Below are 15595 nucleotides of genomic sequence, written 5' to 3' on the forward strand. Positions count from 1 at the left end.
AACATTCATCGAATTCAAAATACCAGGCGAACGGTGAATGGAAAAAACATAAGTAAGGTAATATAATCGAAGCGCTCAGAGAGGAAATACAATGTCACTATGGAAGAAGGTCCCCTCGGGACGCAATCCACCCGAGATCATCAATGTCATCATCGAGACCCCTAAGGACAGCAAGAACAAGTACGAGGTGTCCAAGGAGTTCGACTGCATGTTGCTGGACCGCGTACTGCATTCTAGCGTAGTTTTCCCGTTGGCCTACGGGCTCATCCCCCGCACCTTCTACGACGACGGGGATCCACTGGACGCCATGGTGCTCATCAGTGAGCCGACCTTCCCCGGCTGCGTGGTCGAGGCTCGCCCCATCGGTGTGCTGGAGATGAGCGACGAGAAGGGACAGGACGACAAGATCCTAACGGTGGCTTGCGGTGACCCCAAGAACAACCAATATTTCGAGCTGGAGGACATTCCTCAGCATTATCTGGATGAGATATCCGAGTTCTTCAAGACCTATAAAAGGCTGGAGGAGAAGAAGAGCACCAACGTCATCGGTTGGCAGGGCCGTGCCCGCGCCACCGAGATCATCTCCGATTCCCTGACCCTTTTCCGCAATAAGTTCGGTTACAAATAGGTCAGAAAACCCTTTCCCACAACAACCTCTTTCCGCTCACTGTACGCACCAGGGCGGCCATCTCCTCAATTTTCATCGAAAGCGGGATGCGATCCGCATGTGCGAAACAGCGTTCTTTGATCTCGGCGCCTACTAGATCATCATTTCCAGGTTCCAGGCGGAAGAGGAACGACCCTGGATAGAATATCTCCTCCTTCGATATGCCGTCCTCGTCGCCGTCGGTGATGGCGATGACCGGTATCCCCAATCGGAACAGCAGGGCCGAAGCGATCTTGCTGGTATCGTCGCCTACCGTGACCACATAGGAGGCGTCCCGGCATCGGAAGACCGATTCCTCGGCGCAATGGTCGATGATGCAGACCGCGTTCCCGAGAGAACGAAGACTGCGCGGCCGACCACTGGTCCGACGGACCTGACCGCTGCGGACGATCGCCGTGCGGATATCGAAATCGCCCAGACGCTCCACCCCCGTAGGTTTGATGGTCAATCCCTCGGCCCTCAATTCCCCGGAAGGGGTTTGGGACAGTACCACCTCATCTCTCAAGGCCCGACCGATCACGTGACCGTTGATCCAGACGAACTCACCGTTCCTGACGCCGCTCAACCGCCTGACAGTAAGGTCGGCGGTCTCTACGGACCCTCGGAGGTCCAGGACCTCACCTATCGTCAAGGGGAGGATGCGGTGCAGCAAGGGGTCGTCAGCAGACCAGATAATGCTCAGACCATTGTCCACCTGGACCACCGCGGCGGATATCGGCAGGACCTTGGTCATCACCAAACGGCCGAAGCCGAGCGCGGAGTCACGGTCCTTGCCGTAATTGACCAGCACCACGACGTCCGCCTCCGCGGCCATCTGCCTGATGGCCGTCGAGGGCAGTTCGCGGGAATCATGGGCGATCACGTCCTCCAGACCGGAATCTATGACCGCCGCCACCGCCGTAGCTCCACCGACCCGGGCTCTGACCTCACCTATCATTGCGGCGCGCCGAATGACCTCCAAGGCCAGCCCGCTGTCCACCGCCTCAGGTCCATGGACCACCACGGCCGTTCTCATGCCAGTATCCATTCGGACCGGTCAACTCGCCAGAAATATGTAATTCTTGGGTTGGAACGCCGATCCGGTATCAGCTCAGCTCCTTCTCCACCTCTTTCCTTCCCTCTTCCATCTCCTCGCTCTGTTCATGGTCGATGAGCAGCAGCAATGTTTGGAACTCGCCCACGTGGGTCTTCTCCTCCTTGGCCACGTCCAAAAGGATCCGCTTGATCTTGTGATCGTTGGTCATGGCCGCCATCTGCTCGTACAGGCTCACCGCGTCCAGCTCGGCGATGATCGCCGCCCGCAATATCTCCCGGTCCAGATGGTCTTCTTTGACGTTCGTCAGATCAATAGGCAGTTTTGACATCATGGTATCAACGGATGTTATTACGATCCATGGCAGATATAATTAGTGAAAGTTCCCTCGCGTTCATATCGCCATCGCGGCAGCAATCGATAAATGCGGACGATCCCATTTCCGAGGAAGGTGTGTGATCCGCCTTTACCGACGATGGAAAATTTGACCGGAAGGATGAAGTCCTTTTCTCCCACGAGGCTGTCAAGCACCAACCAGGGAGCGATAGGACAGCTCCGGAACCAGTGCATGTTTCGGTACTCGTGCTGGCGAGCGTAGGCGGGATGATATTCTTTCTGGGATCGTTCTTCGGCCTGATCGCCCTTCTGGGGGTAGCGGGGTTCTTGATCCCTGCCCTGGTCATCTGCTCCATTGGTGCGTTGATGATGGTGGCGGGGTGGCTATCGTGGCGCAAGGACCAGCATCACCATGGTGCGGCGATCGAGAAAGAGAAGGAACGATTGCTTTGCGACTATTGTGGAGGAATGAACGCCGAAGGTGAACTGCAATGCCGTTTCTGTGGCGCTCCCCTACGTTAAGCTCAGATGCCTAGATATCCACCATAGGTGGCCTTTTTACACACTGGCAGTTTACCTTTCAGGCATTTTTCCAGTATGTCACCGACCTTGCCTTCGCAACCAGCGTGCACTTTCACCCCTGCGGACTCCAACTGCTTGTACGCCCGGGGTCCGATGGTTCCAGTGATCACTACGTCCACCTTTTGATCGGTAAGCTCCTTCGCTACCCGGACACCCGATTCGCTTCCCGCCCTCTTTACCAGGTTCTCCATGACCAGATGGTTCTTGGGGTCCCCTTCGAAAATTATGAAGAAAGAGCTCCTGGCTATGGAAGCGATCTCTCCTTGAAGACTATCGGTCTTGGAGGTCACCGCTAAGCGGCAAGGCCTCTCATCGCCGATCTTCTTACTCTTTCCTGCCATATTTTACACCGTTAATACATTGGGTATCTGACCTTATCTTTCTTTCTATTGCCCTAAAGAAGTTTACAAATGTGTCCGGTTAGGCACGATCGCCCGATGACCGCGTTCCAAACCGGTAAATGGACATCTTCAAGGCAGACCATAAAAATGGACACATATACTGGACGAATCTATTTTCAACCTCTTCCAGTAAACATTTATTAGCTTATAGGGAATGGTGAGGGCGGGAATTCAATGGCCGACACGGGGGAAGTGGTCATCGACGTCAAGGGTCTGGTGCGTAAGTACCAAAGCAGTTCTGGCATCTTTCATCAGAAGAAGAAGGAGACCCTGGCCGTGGACCACATAGATCTGGAAGTGAGGCGTGGCGAGCTGTTCGGGCTGCTCGGCCCCAATGGCGCCGGGAAGACCACCACCATCAAGGTCCTGACCACCCTGCTGCTCCCAACAGAAGGCAGCGTGAAGATACTGGGCTACGATGTTGTCAAACAATCCATGGAAGTACGAAAACGCATCGGGCTGATATTGGGTGGTGAGCGGGGGCTCTACTACCGCATAACGGCGCGTCAGAACCTGAGGTACTTCGCGGACATCTATGGTGTTCCAATAGGGATCAGGGACAAGAGGATAGCGGAGGTTCTGGAAAAGGTCGACCTGACCGATAAGGCCGACACCCGGGTGGAGGACTACTCCCGGGGCATGAAGCAGCGCCTGCACATCGCCAAAGGCATCGTTCACGATCCAGAGCTCATTTTCATGGACGAACTGACCATTGGTCTGGACCCGCAGGCGGCCCGCGACGCCAGGGATATGGCGAAGGCCCTTGTGACCGAGGGCAAGACCATACTCTTGACGACGCACTATATGTACGAGGCCGATGAGCTGTGCGATCGCATCGGGGTCATCACCAAGGGGAAGATCGTGGCCATGAACACTCCTGAGGCCCTCAAGTCCCTGGTGCGGGACACCTCGGTCATAGAGGTGGAGGGGTTCGGCATCACCAATGACGACCTGGAATCCCTGAAGGGACTGGACGGTGTGCGCACCGTTTCGGCCAACATGTGCGAGGACAAGCAGACCATGAGGGTTCAGGTAAGCGACCCATCGGGCATGCTTCCCAAGGTCACCCATCTGCTGGAGGATCGGAAGGTCATCGGCATGAGGGTCAAGGAACCGACGTTGGAGGACGCCTACCTCTGGTTGGTGAGGGAAGATGCCTAGATTGCGAGCGCTGACCGCCTCCTTCCGCCATCAGGCCGCGATCTTCTGGGCCGAACCGCAGTGGATTGTACCTAACATCATCGCCCCTTTCGTACTGGCCATGGTGGTCTTGATGTTGTTCAGGGAACCAAGCCCAGAAGCCCTCCTCTACGCCGTTCTGGGGGGAGGGATGATGGGGATGTGGGGGAACACGCTGTACGCTTCCGGGTTCTCCATCCAGTCGGACCGCTGGTGGGGCACGGTGGATGCCATATTCGCGGCGCCCAGCTCTCTGATATGGATAATCGGCGGCCGGACCATCTGGCACGCCCTCATCGGCATCATCAACGGATTGTTCGTGCTGGTGGTGGCGGTGTTGATATTTCAGATGCCTTTCGTGGTGGCAGATATGCCACAGTTCCTGCTGGCCTTCATGCTCACGCTGCTTTCCCTGGCCGCCCTGGGCATGCTTTTCAGCGCTGCCTTCGTGCTGACCCGCTCAGCCCAGGTGCTGACCAACGGCCTGGAGTACCCGATATACGTGGGGACGGGAAGCATGTTCCCCATCGCGCTATTGCCATTCTGGACCAACCCGCTCTCCTTGAGCCTGGCGCCCACCTGGGGGATAGATGCCATAAGATACGCCGCGCTCGATGGTTACCCTCATGGTTTTTCCGCTGGCTACTGGGGAGACCTGCTGGCATTGGCACTGCTATCGCTATTCTATCTGACCGTGTCGATCTGGCTCTATAAGGCGGTGGACAAGAGGGCCAGGAAGACCGCCAACCTCATGAGGTATTGACTTGACCGATTATGTGAGCAATCCTTTTAGGGTGTTCTGGAGCTCGGCGGTATTGGCCAAGCGTGCGTTGTTCGCCTGGTTGAACCCTGCTATGTGGGCCACACAGCTCTTCGGCATGTCCCTCTTCCAGATCGCCTTCTTCGTCTATGTCGCTACCTTCGTCAATAACGCCGAGGTCACCGTGGAGTTCGTGGCCATCGGCAACGCCCTGCAATCTTTGGCCATAGTGAGCATCTTCGCCGTGTGCAACATCACCGGGGAGGAGAAGAACCAGGGGACGATCGAGAACTTGTTGGTCTCCCCGGCGAACCGTTTCTCCGTTTTCGTTGGCAGAGCTATGTTCCAGATCGTGAACGGCATAGCCACGGTGGTCATCGCCTTCTTCTATGCGGCGTTCATCTTCAACGTGGACTTCTCCCACGCCAACCTGGTCGGGTTAGCCCTGGTCATCCTGATAACCACTTTCGCCATGACCGGTTTCGGATTGATGCTCAGCTCGCTGGGATTGTTTCTGCGCACCTCCATGATCATCGCCAATGTGTTCCTGTTCATCGGCCTGCTGGTATGCGGGGTCAATTTCCCCGTTTCGTACCTGCCGGCATACATCCAACCGATATCCTACGCCATTCCCATGACCTATGGCACGGAGGCCGCCAGGATGGCGGTGTCGGGAGCATCGTTAGGAGAGATGTCAGGGGTGCTGGGAATGGAAGCTCTAGTCGGCTTCCTGGTCATGATAGCGGGTTACCTGATGTTCCGCGGGTTCGAGCACCTCGCCCGGAGCAAAGGTACATTGGACCGGTTCTAGGGTCGTGACCCCTCTTGCTTCAAGACCACTTAGACGACCTTATTCTCTCTAGTTCAGATAACACTTGACAGCTCATTGGTGGGAGATCATACCAGCAACCGGGGTGTTCACGCCTTTCGGTCGGTCTCTATGCACCGGATGACATATCGTGCAAATGGTGACCGGACATTCCGGTCCGACGCGGTTAAAATATGAAGGTGATGCCCATTACCTGGTCTGATATGACGAAGAGCATTGGTTGGTTCACCACCGGTAGGGGTCCAGGCTCCCTGAGCTTGTTCTCGATGATGATGTCCAAGATAAAAAGCGGGGAGATCGATGCTAATCTGTCATTTGTTTTCGTTAATCGTGAGGTCAAGGGGAACCATTGCCGTGCTAAGCTCATATCCATGGCCGAAGAGGATGGTATTCCGGTTATCATTCTGCCATCGGACGGTTTTCGATCCGATCTTAGACAGAATAACATGAGCGCTTGGAGAGACGCATATGGTACGGCGATGAGAGACCAGCTCTCCCGATATGATATGGACTTCGGTGTTTTGGCCGGTTATATGCTCATTTTGGACCCCAAGACCTGCCAGCAGTACGACATCATCAATCTCCACCCGGCGCTCCCGAACACCTATCAGGGGACGTGGGAGGAGATCGTTCGCCGTGTGGCCTTGGGTGAGGATAAGACATACGGAGCCATGGTCCACATATGCACCCCGGAGCTGGACCGCGGTGAGACCGTGGCCTATGACGAGTTCGATATCAGCGACATGCGGAAGACATATCGTTCTCCGGACGAGCTATCGAAGGCCATCCGGGCCATGGGGGTCCGCAGGGAGGCTCCGCTCCTGATGGAGACGATCCGGTCGATCGTCGATGGCGATGTGATCATCAGGGATGGTGAGGTCCTCGATCGCAATGGCACTAAAGGCAAAAGGCACCGTTGCTTATCTCGGACCATCGATGAACAGTTGAACTGATCCTTTCCAATGAACGAAAGGTACCGTTCATGTGGCCATTTTCATATTAATTACTAGTAAGTAAACATACGATATCATGAACAATAAGCCTCGTCTCTCCGATCCAAATAGCTGTATCCAGATGATCGATCGTTCGAGATGGTTTACCATTCCACGAACGAATGCCCTTTCATATACTCAAAGGGAGCTGTGAACCCAGCCTATCGATCATTCTTCCTTTACTATGGCCGAGGCCTCCGGATCCATGGGGTTGGTACGAATGGCCAATGAATACAGGTATGGATGATCGACCCTCAAATGGTCCAAGTATCTTAACCACTCCCTGACCAGAAGTGGGTATGTCCTTTCCAGATCTTTGATCAGGTGATCGATATCAGACTGAGGTAATTCATCGAATTCGGTACGATAGTTCAATTCATCGCTAACATGGAAAACAGCAAGCAATAGTTGTGTGAACTCTTGATGTTCTACGAGATTTTGGTTCTCTAAAAGCCCCATTATAAAATCTCGCTTCCCTGCCAGGGCAGATTTAATATCGATGAGGTCCTCGGTCGTTATTTGGATATCGAGACCCTTTTCTCTCAATTTTGCTATAGCAAACCGGTAATCCTTACCACCCCATTCATAACTTGGTTTTAGGTATTGCATCAATTCCATTCGTCTGTCCAAGGAGGATATCTTCCAAACCAACCAAGTACCCAGCTCGGTGAAGAATATGCCGATCAACGTATCGAGCTTCAATAACTTGTTGGCCCTATCGCTTCTAACGAGAAGGGATTGGATGATGAGCGTTACCAGAAGTACATTTATGAAAACGAAGGCGAGATTACCGATCAAGTAGAAGAAGATGCCTCGGATGTCCTGGAATATGATAAAATGGATCAGGTATACGCATACCGATAATGAGATCAGCACGATCCCCAATCTAAATTGCCAACTCCTCATTTGAACGTATTAACATGTATTGAACCGCATTATACTTTTTTGGCACGACGCCGGGGAGGTCATGGAGCTGCTTGGGCAATGGACGACTGAAAGAGCGATCAACAGTGGATCGAGGTCGATGGCTTAAGCCAAAAAACATTTATTTTATTGTAAATAATATAATATTTCAGCAGGCAATACGATCGCGATAGAAATCAATCCGGTCATCTTAATGAACGATCGATATTATATTATATAAAAATAATATATATAACAAAATATTAATATTCTAAATTCTAAAAATTAACTTTCAGAAAGAAAGATAAATAAAGGTAAGTTGTATAACTGGTTAAAATCTTTGATTCGAAATTCGATTTCTTTTCTGGGTCGGATCATCAAAATCAAGGGGGTATTTCATTGAAATTTAAATTTGGAAAATGTGTTAGGTCCACGGTTTTCGTGTTAATATTACTGTTATGTGCATCATTAATGATGGTCGTCGCTACGGATAATGCATCTGCAGCACCAGGCGTCGTCGATCATTATAATGTCACTGTCGGAGGATATCAGACAGCTGGCATAGGGTTCGAAGCTTTGGTGGAGGCGGTGTCCTCCGAAGGAGACCTCGTCACCAGTGCGACAACCACCGTTCATATTGAATTGTACATCGCCTCGACCTTAATTGATTCCAATGCTGAATTATTACAGAGCGACTACGCCACTCCAGCGTCAGATAACCAACCGCTCGTCGGCGGTCAGTTGACGCTCTACATTAACGATACTGTGACCGAACCCATATACATCTCCATATCAAGTGGAGGTGTGTCTGGCGCTAGCGAAATCAATATCATCAACCCTGCGGCGATCCATCACTACATTGTCCTTTCCTCTACCCCGCAAATAGCAGGCGTTGGCTGGAGCGGCACCGCGACCGCCTATGACGAGTTCGACAACATCGTCACCACCGACAGCACGACCATCGTCACCATGACCGAAAATGGTGATGCGTTGTTCTACGCAAGTGACTATACAACACCAGATGACACCTACCAGATGTCCGCAGGCGTTGCCACCTTCTACGTGAAGGACACCGTTGCCCAGACGATCACACTTACTGTAACTGATGATAATTCAATTTCTGCTTTCATCGCCGGCATCGTAGTCAATCCAGCACCGATCGATCATTTTGATGTGACCGTCGGCGGAGCGCCTATGAGCAAGATGGCCGGAGTATCTTGGATGGAACCCACCAACAATGTCGTGGTCACTGCCCACGATGAATTCAATAATGTCGTGACCATTTACACAGGTAGCCCGGCGTGGTCTGCCTCATGTGCCGGTACCTTGCCGACCGCACAAGCATTCGTATTGGGCACCCACACCTTCGGTGGAAGCGGATTCAGGCTCAACATCGCCGGTGCACAGACTATCACCATGACTGATGGTTCGATCAATGGCACCAGTGCCATCATCACCATCACTCCAGCGGCGATCGATCATTACATTGTCCGTTCCTCTACCCCGCAAATAGCTGGAGTAGGCTGGAGCGGCAACGCGACCGCCTATGACGATTTCGACAACATCGTCACCACCGACAGCACGACCGTCGTCACCATGACCGAAAATGGTGATGCGTTGTTCTACGCAAGTGACTATACAACACCAGATGACACCTACCAGATGTCCGCAGGCGTTGCCACCTTCTACGTGAAGGACACCGTCGCCCAGACCTTAACGCTGACCGCGACGGACGTAAATAGCAGGACCGGCAACATCGCCGGCATCGTCGTCCTTCCAGCGGAGATCGACCACTTCACCATGAGTGGCTACCCAGCTTCCACTATAGCCGGGGAGGTTTTCGCTAATGGCGTCATCGTGACAGCCTATGACGAGTTCGACAACTTGAAGACCAACTACAACGGCACCGTCAACTGGACATCCAGTGATGGAGCTCCGTACCTGGCAGCACTGCCTGATGACTATACCTTCACGAGCGGTGACGCAGGCGTACACACCTTCGCCGGTGCAGGTTTCGTTCTCTACACCACTGCGTCACAGACGATCACCGTAAGTGATACCAACAATTCGGTGACCCTGACAAGTATCAGCATAACCGTCAACCCCACGGCGATCGACCACTACATCGTCGCTTCCTCTTCCCCGCAGGTAGCTGGAGTGGGCTGGAGCGACATCGCGACCGCCTATGACCAGTTCGACAACATCGTCACCACCGACAGCACGACCGTCGTTACCATGACCGAAAATGGTGATGCGGTGTTCTACACCAGCAGCTCATACGCTGTTGAAGGCAATACATACACGCTGTCAGCAGGCGTTGCCACCTTCTTTGTGAAGGACAACGTCGCTCAAACATTAGGACTGAGGGCGATGGACGGAAATGACAAGACCGGCAACATCACCGGCATTGTCGTCCTTCCAGCGAATATCTCTGAATACGAGATCGTTTCCTCTACCCCGCAAATAGCTGGAGTAGGCTGGAGCGGCACCGTGACCGCCTATGATTTTTTTGGTAACTTGGTCTACACTGATAACACATCAGTGTTCCGTATGACAATAACAGCACCCCAAAATCTTATGTTCTACTCCGACGACAACTATACTGGTGGGTCCAATACCGGCCAATATACGCTGTCTGAAGGCATAGCTACATACTATGTGAGGGACACCGTCGCTGAGACAATATATCTGTATGGAATTGATCTGAGCAACTCTATATCGGATACATCTGACGACATCGTCGTCAACCCCGCGGCGATTGAATATTATATGGTCGGCCCTTCTACCTCGCAGGTAGCTGGAGTGGGCTGGAGCGGCACTGCGACCGCCTATGACTTTTTCGGTAACATGGTCACCACCGACAGCTTAACCTATGTCAACATGACCGCCACCGGTTCAGCGGTGTTCTACGAAGGTGACTATGCAACAGAAAATAATACCTACCAGCTGTCCGCTGGTGTTGCCACCTTCTACGTGAGGGACACCGTCGCTCAAACAATAACGCTGACCGCGACGGACGGAAATAACAAGACTGGTTACATCTCCGGCATCGTCATCAACCCCGCGGCGATCGACCACTACCATGTCGTTTCCTCCTCCCCGCAGATAGCCGGAGTGGGCTGGAGCGGCACTGCGACCGCTCATGACGTGTTCCATAACGTGGTCACCATTGACAGCACAACCGTCGTCACCATGACCGCCACCGGTTCAGCGGTGTTCTACACCAGCATCACATACGCAACCCCTGGTGACACATACACGCTGTCCGCAGGCGTCGCCACCTTCTACGTGAAGGACAACGTCACCCAGACCTTAACGCTGACCGCGACGGACGGAAATAGCAAGACCGGCAACATCGCTGGCATCGTAGTTCTTCCAGCGGAGATCGATCACTTCACCATGATCAACTACCCGGCCTCTACTACGGCTGGAGTTGCCTTTGTGGCCGGTGTCACCGTGACCGCCTACGACGAGTTCGACAACGTGAAGACCAACTACAACGGCACCGTCAACTGGACATCCAGTGATGGTGCTCCGTACCCGGCATCATTGCCTGTGGACTATACCTTCACGAGCAGTGACGCAGGCGTACATACGTTCGCCGGTGCAGGTTTCACACTCTACACCACTGCGTCACAGACGATCACCGTCAGTGACACGGTCTTATCGGCGACAAATACCAGTACCAGCATCACCGTCCTTCCGGCGGTGATCGATCACTTCAGCATTGAAGGCTGCCCAATATTTACTATCGCTGGAGATGGCTTCGATGCTGGCGTCACTGTGACCGCCTACGACGAGTTCGACAACGTGAAGACCAACTATGAAGGCACCATCAACTGGACATCCAGTGATGGTGCTCCGTACCCGGCAACACTGCCTGGGGACTATACCTTCACGAGCGGTGACGCAGGCGTACATGTATTCGCCGGTGCAGGTTTCATACTCTACACCACTGTGGTACAGACGATCAGCGTAAGTGACACGGTCGACTCGTCGACCATCTCGGAAAGCGATGATATCGTCGTCGGTCCGGCCGCGATCCATCACTTCAGCATGATCAACTACCCGGCACAAACCTATGCTGGCGTTGCCTTTGTGGCTGATGTAACTGTGACCGCCTATGACGAGTTCGACAACGTGAAGACCAACTACGTAGGCACCGTCACCTGGACATCCAGTGACCCGTACCCGGCATCACTGCCTGGGGACTACACCTTCGTGCTCGGTGACGCAGGCGTACGCACCTTCGCCGGTGCAGATTTCATACTCTACACCCTCCCGTCACAGACGATAACTGTCAGTGACACGGTCGACTCGGCGACACTGACGAGCGCCAGCATCACCATGTTGGTCAACGACCGCCCCATCGACATCGTGATGGATGTCGGAGCGATCCAATTCCCAGGCGAATTCGTCACCTGGTGGATGATGATGACCGTGAACGGACAACCGTTCGACCCATCGGGAATGATCGCCACCCTGTACACGCCTGAATTAAGTTCGATCGACCTGTCCGGGGAAATGTACGGGATCAACCCAGGCTTATGGATCGTTAACTGGACCGTCCCGGGAGACGCTCTGGCTGGCCAGTACACTCTGGTGTTGACAGTTAACGATGGCTTCAGCTACGGTGGCTCGCTTAGTACCTTTGTGGTCTCCGATAATCTGGTCGATATGGGTGCCAGGGTCGTGAGCATGGACGGCAACGTCACCTTGGTCCAGACCGACATCGGTCTGATCAAGCTGAACCTCACTGCCATCAACGCCTATATCGCGTCGATCAACGGAACACTGGTGACCATACAGACCGACATCGGCAGCATACAGGCCGACATAACCGCCATCAATGGAAATTTGACAACCATCGAGGGTGACATCGCCACCATACAGACCGACATCGGTACCATACAGGCCAGTGTCACCAGTATCAACGCCTATATCGCGTCGATCAACGGAACACTGGTAACCATACAGACCGACATCGGCAGCATTCAGGAGAACGCCTCCGCAATGAATGCAAGGTTGACAGCCATCGAAGGTGACATCGCCACCATACAGACCGACATCGGCAACATCCAGGTAGATATCGCTGACATCAACGCTCTACTGGTATCGATAAACGGTACCATAGCGACGATTCAAACCGACATCGGTACCATACAGGAGAACATAACCGCCATCAATGGAAGGCTAACCTCCATCGAAGGTAATGTTGCCACCATACAGACCGACATCGGTACAATCCAGGTAGATATCGCTGACATCAACGTTCTACTGGTATCGATCAACGGAACACTGGTAACTATACAGACCGACATCGGCAGCATACAGGAGAACGCCTCCGCAATGAATGCTAGGCTAACCATGATCGAGGGTGACATCGCCACCATACAGACCGACATCGGTACCATACTGGCCAATGTCACCAGTATCAACGCCTATATCGCGTCGATCAACAGCACCCTGGCGACGATACAGACCGACATCGGTACCATTCAGGTAGATGTCTCCAGTATCAACACCTATATCGCGTCGATCAACAGCACCCTGGTAACCATACAGACCGACATCGGTACCATACAGGAGAACATAACCGCCATCAATGGAAGGCTAACCTCCATCGAAGGTAATGTTGCCACCATAAGAACTGATATAGGCACTATCCGGGTCGATATAGCTAACATCAGAGCAAGTGTAGTATCGATCGAAGGCACCCTGGTGACGATACAGACCGACATCGGCACCATCCAGGAGAACATAACCGCCATAAATGCAAGGCTGACCGCCATCGAAGGTACTGTTGCCACCGTACAGACCGACATCGGCACCATCCAGGTACAACTTGCCGCACTGAACACCACGGTTACTAGTATAGAGGGCAATGTGGCCACTATACAGACTTCACTGGGGACATTGACCGGAACCGTGTACAGCATCGAAGGCAACGTGGCGACCATACACACTGAGCTGGGAACCATGCAGGCGGACGTCTCCGGATTAGAGACCGAGACTCAGAACAACAACATCTACACTCTGGTCGCCATCGTGCTATTGGTGATCACCCTGCTGGTCTGCATATATGGTCTGGTAAGGCGGAGGAACTTCTTCTGAGATCAGAAAACGCGTGCTAAAAGTGGCCTAACCAGCCACTCCCTTTTTTCTTTTTATTTTTATACGTTTACTGCCTGATCGACACTGATGGGGACATGGTTCGAGGATGATCGTCGAACCGAGCCAAAACTAAATGAAAAGAGATGATTTAGAAAAGATTTTGATAAAACAGGTAATTTTTGTTCCTGAAGTTGTGTTATGGTGCTTCCGTCGGGATTTGAACTCGGGTAGGGGCCAGGTATTCCATTCTTAAATTACAATATAATAATATTTCTCATATTAATTGAAATCCGAACCTGTAAATGTTAATGACCACTTTATATTTGTTTAAGAAATAATTTTTCTATGGGCTTTGGGATTGGAAAAGAACATAAATGCCATCTATATTGACACGCCATGAAACGGGGCCCCATATTGCTCGTTCTTATCGCGGGTACGCTTTTCGGTCTTTGCGTGCCTTTCTCAAAGGCGCTGATCGGTGAAATGGAACCGATAATGTTAGCCGGGTTCCTATATGCTGGAGCGACGGTTGGTACGGGAACTTGGTTCTTATTAAGACGCGGGATGGCTCCGCCACCACCATCGGCTCCGATGGGCCGCTCCGGCGTGCTTTACCTGACCGGCAGCACATTTATCGGGGCCATCGTCGCCCCCATCCTACTGCTGGTAGGATTGGCATGGACCGCGGGGTCCGATGCATCCCTGCTGCTCAATCTGGAAGGGGTGATGACCGCGATCGTCGCGGTGGCATTTTTCCGCGACAAGGGCGGATATCGACTTTGGATCGCCCTCGCAGCGATGACGGTCGCGAGCGCCATTTTGTCATATACTCCGGGTGGGGGGTTCGGTGGCAACGGGGCTGTGCTGATCATCTTAGCCATGGTGTGTTGGGGCATCGATAATAACTTCATGCAGAAGATCTCGCACCACGACCCTGTCAAGCTATCGACGATCAGAAGCGCGGCGGCAGCGACCGTCTCGCTGACATTGGCTGTCATTCTTTATGGTGGGCCGGAGCTGACCTTGGTGATAATTTATGCGATGCTCATCGGATCCATAAGCTACGGACTAAGCAATGTCATGTTCTTCATCGGGTTGAAGTATCTGGGATCAAGCCGTACCGGAACTTTTTTCTCCATCGGTCCGTACGCCGCGGCCATGGCGGCTATTCCACTGTTGGGGGAATCGGTCACGGGAAAGCTTGTCTTAGCCGGTGTATTGATGCTCGCGGGCACCTTATTTCTGACCAGCGAAAAGCATGCCCGTACGTGATGGAAAGACCTTATGGTGCGACCCAAACTGACATGATATGTGCAAGACCACCACGGCCGGGGAATTGGAACGAACAAAGTCCGACGAATAAGATAATTACATTTCCCGGAAGCGCTTGGTATGGCGTTCGGTCAGGACCATTTCATTCGTATCCTTATTTCCGTCGAAGGGACCCTGCTCAGTCAGATTGGTTATGGAACGAACAGTAAAGAAGAAAAGAACGCATGTTCAGAATTGTTTGAATGGTGCTCCCGTCGGGATTCTAACCATTTTTTTACTGGTAAAATTACCGGTATTTTTTTATGCCAGTATTTTATTAACGGTGTTTACTAAATTAAGAACATTCTAATACTATAATCATAGATATTTCCATATATAATATTTATATTTTGCTTAAATGTGGAAGGTCATATCGGAATTTTTCAGTCTTTACGAATCTAGCAAAAGAGAATGAACTGCATTGCGTCATTGAATGAAATAGAATGGAATCTGCGTTATCGTTGTATAAGTCTTTCAGAGTCTATTGA

At 52.4% G+C, this 15595-nt stretch carries 12 protein-coding genes; 8 read left to right on the plus strand and 4 right to left on the minus strand.

Features of this window, described 5'->3' with window-relative positions; all coding sequences use genetic code 11:
- Nucleotides 1–91 precede the first annotated feature (91 nt).
- Entirely contained in the window at nt 92–628 is a 537-nt protein-coding gene (locus tag VMW85_05105; GenBank protein ID HUT27405.1) for an inorganic diphosphatase, read from the plus strand.
- A 1-nt stretch (nt 629) separates the two neighbouring features.
- On the opposite strand, the gene VMW85_05110 is transcribed toward VMW85_05105, so the two are convergent.
- Nucleotides 630–1694, minus strand: coding sequence for a DUF2117 domain-containing protein (locus VMW85_05110; GenBank protein ID HUT27406.1), 1065 nt, complete (start codon nt 1692–1694; stop codon nt 630–632).
- A gap of 58 nt (nt 1695–1752) precedes the next feature.
- Nucleotides 1753–2034, minus strand: a complete 282-nt coding sequence (locus VMW85_05115; protein HUT27407.1) for a ferritin family protein — start codon at nt 2032–2034, stop codon at nt 1753–1755.
- Between the two features lie 230 nt (nt 2035–2264).
- On the opposite strand from VMW85_05115, the gene VMW85_05120 reads away from it, so the two are divergent.
- Entirely contained in the window at nt 2265–2558 is a 294-nt protein-coding gene (locus tag VMW85_05120; GenBank protein ID HUT27408.1) for a hypothetical protein, read from the plus strand.
- A gap of 2 nt (nt 2559–2560) precedes the next feature.
- Here VMW85_05120 and VMW85_05125 read toward each other — a convergent pair whose 3' ends face one another.
- Nucleotides 2561–2959, minus strand: a complete 399-nt coding sequence (locus VMW85_05125) for a NifB/NifX family molybdenum-iron cluster-binding protein (protein HUT27409.1) — start codon at nt 2957–2959, stop codon at nt 2561–2563.
- 234 nt (nt 2960–3193) lie between these two features.
- Between VMW85_05125 and VMW85_05130 the strand changes: the two genes are divergently transcribed.
- The 4 genes from VMW85_05130 to VMW85_05145 all read left to right on the plus strand — a co-directional run bounded on the left by VMW85_05130 (nt 3194) and on the right by VMW85_05145 (nt 6740).
- Nucleotides 3194–4180: an ATP-binding cassette domain-containing protein gene (locus VMW85_05130; GenBank protein HUT27410.1), complete on the plus strand. Its 987-nt coding sequence runs from the start codon at nt 3194–3196 to the stop codon at nt 4178–4180.
- Entirely contained in the window at nt 4173–4961 is a 789-nt protein-coding gene (locus tag VMW85_05135) for an ABC transporter permease (protein ID HUT27411.1), read from the plus strand. The genes VMW85_05130 and VMW85_05135 overlap by 8 nt, the downstream gene beginning before the upstream one ends.
- A 1-nt stretch (nt 4962) precedes the next feature.
- On the plus strand, nt 4963–5769 hold the full coding sequence (locus tag VMW85_05140) for an ABC transporter permease (protein HUT27412.1): 807 nt from the start codon (nt 4963–4965) through the stop codon (nt 5767–5769).
- Between the two features lie 221 nt (nt 5770–5990).
- Nucleotides 5991–6740, plus strand: coding sequence for a formyltransferase family protein (locus VMW85_05145; GenBank protein ID HUT27413.1), 750 nt, complete (start codon nt 5991–5993; stop codon nt 6738–6740).
- A gap of 207 nt (nt 6741–6947) precedes the next feature.
- On the opposite strand, the gene VMW85_05150 is transcribed toward VMW85_05145, so the two are convergent.
- Nucleotides 6948–7577, minus strand: a complete 630-nt coding sequence (locus tag VMW85_05150) for a hypothetical protein (GenBank protein ID HUT27414.1) — start codon at nt 7575–7577, stop codon at nt 6948–6950.
- Nucleotides 7578–8153: 576 nt separating this feature from the next.
- Here VMW85_05150 and VMW85_05155 point away from each other — a divergent pair.
- Both VMW85_05155 and VMW85_05160 read left to right on the plus strand, forming a co-directional pair.
- Entirely contained in the window at nt 8154–13796 is a 5643-nt protein-coding gene (locus VMW85_05155) for a hypothetical protein (protein ID HUT27415.1), read from the plus strand.
- Between the two features lie 396 nt (nt 13797–14192).
- Nucleotides 14193–15068: a DMT family transporter gene (locus VMW85_05160; GenBank protein ID HUT27416.1), complete on the plus strand. Its 876-nt coding sequence runs from the start codon at nt 14193–14195 to the stop codon at nt 15066–15068.
- Nucleotides 15069–15595 lie beyond the last annotated feature (527 nt).

This window comes from Methanomassiliicoccales archaeon (genome assembly GCA_035527755.1).
Taxonomy (GTDB): domain Archaea; phylum Thermoplasmatota; class Thermoplasmata; order Methanomassiliicoccales; family UBA472; genus UBA472.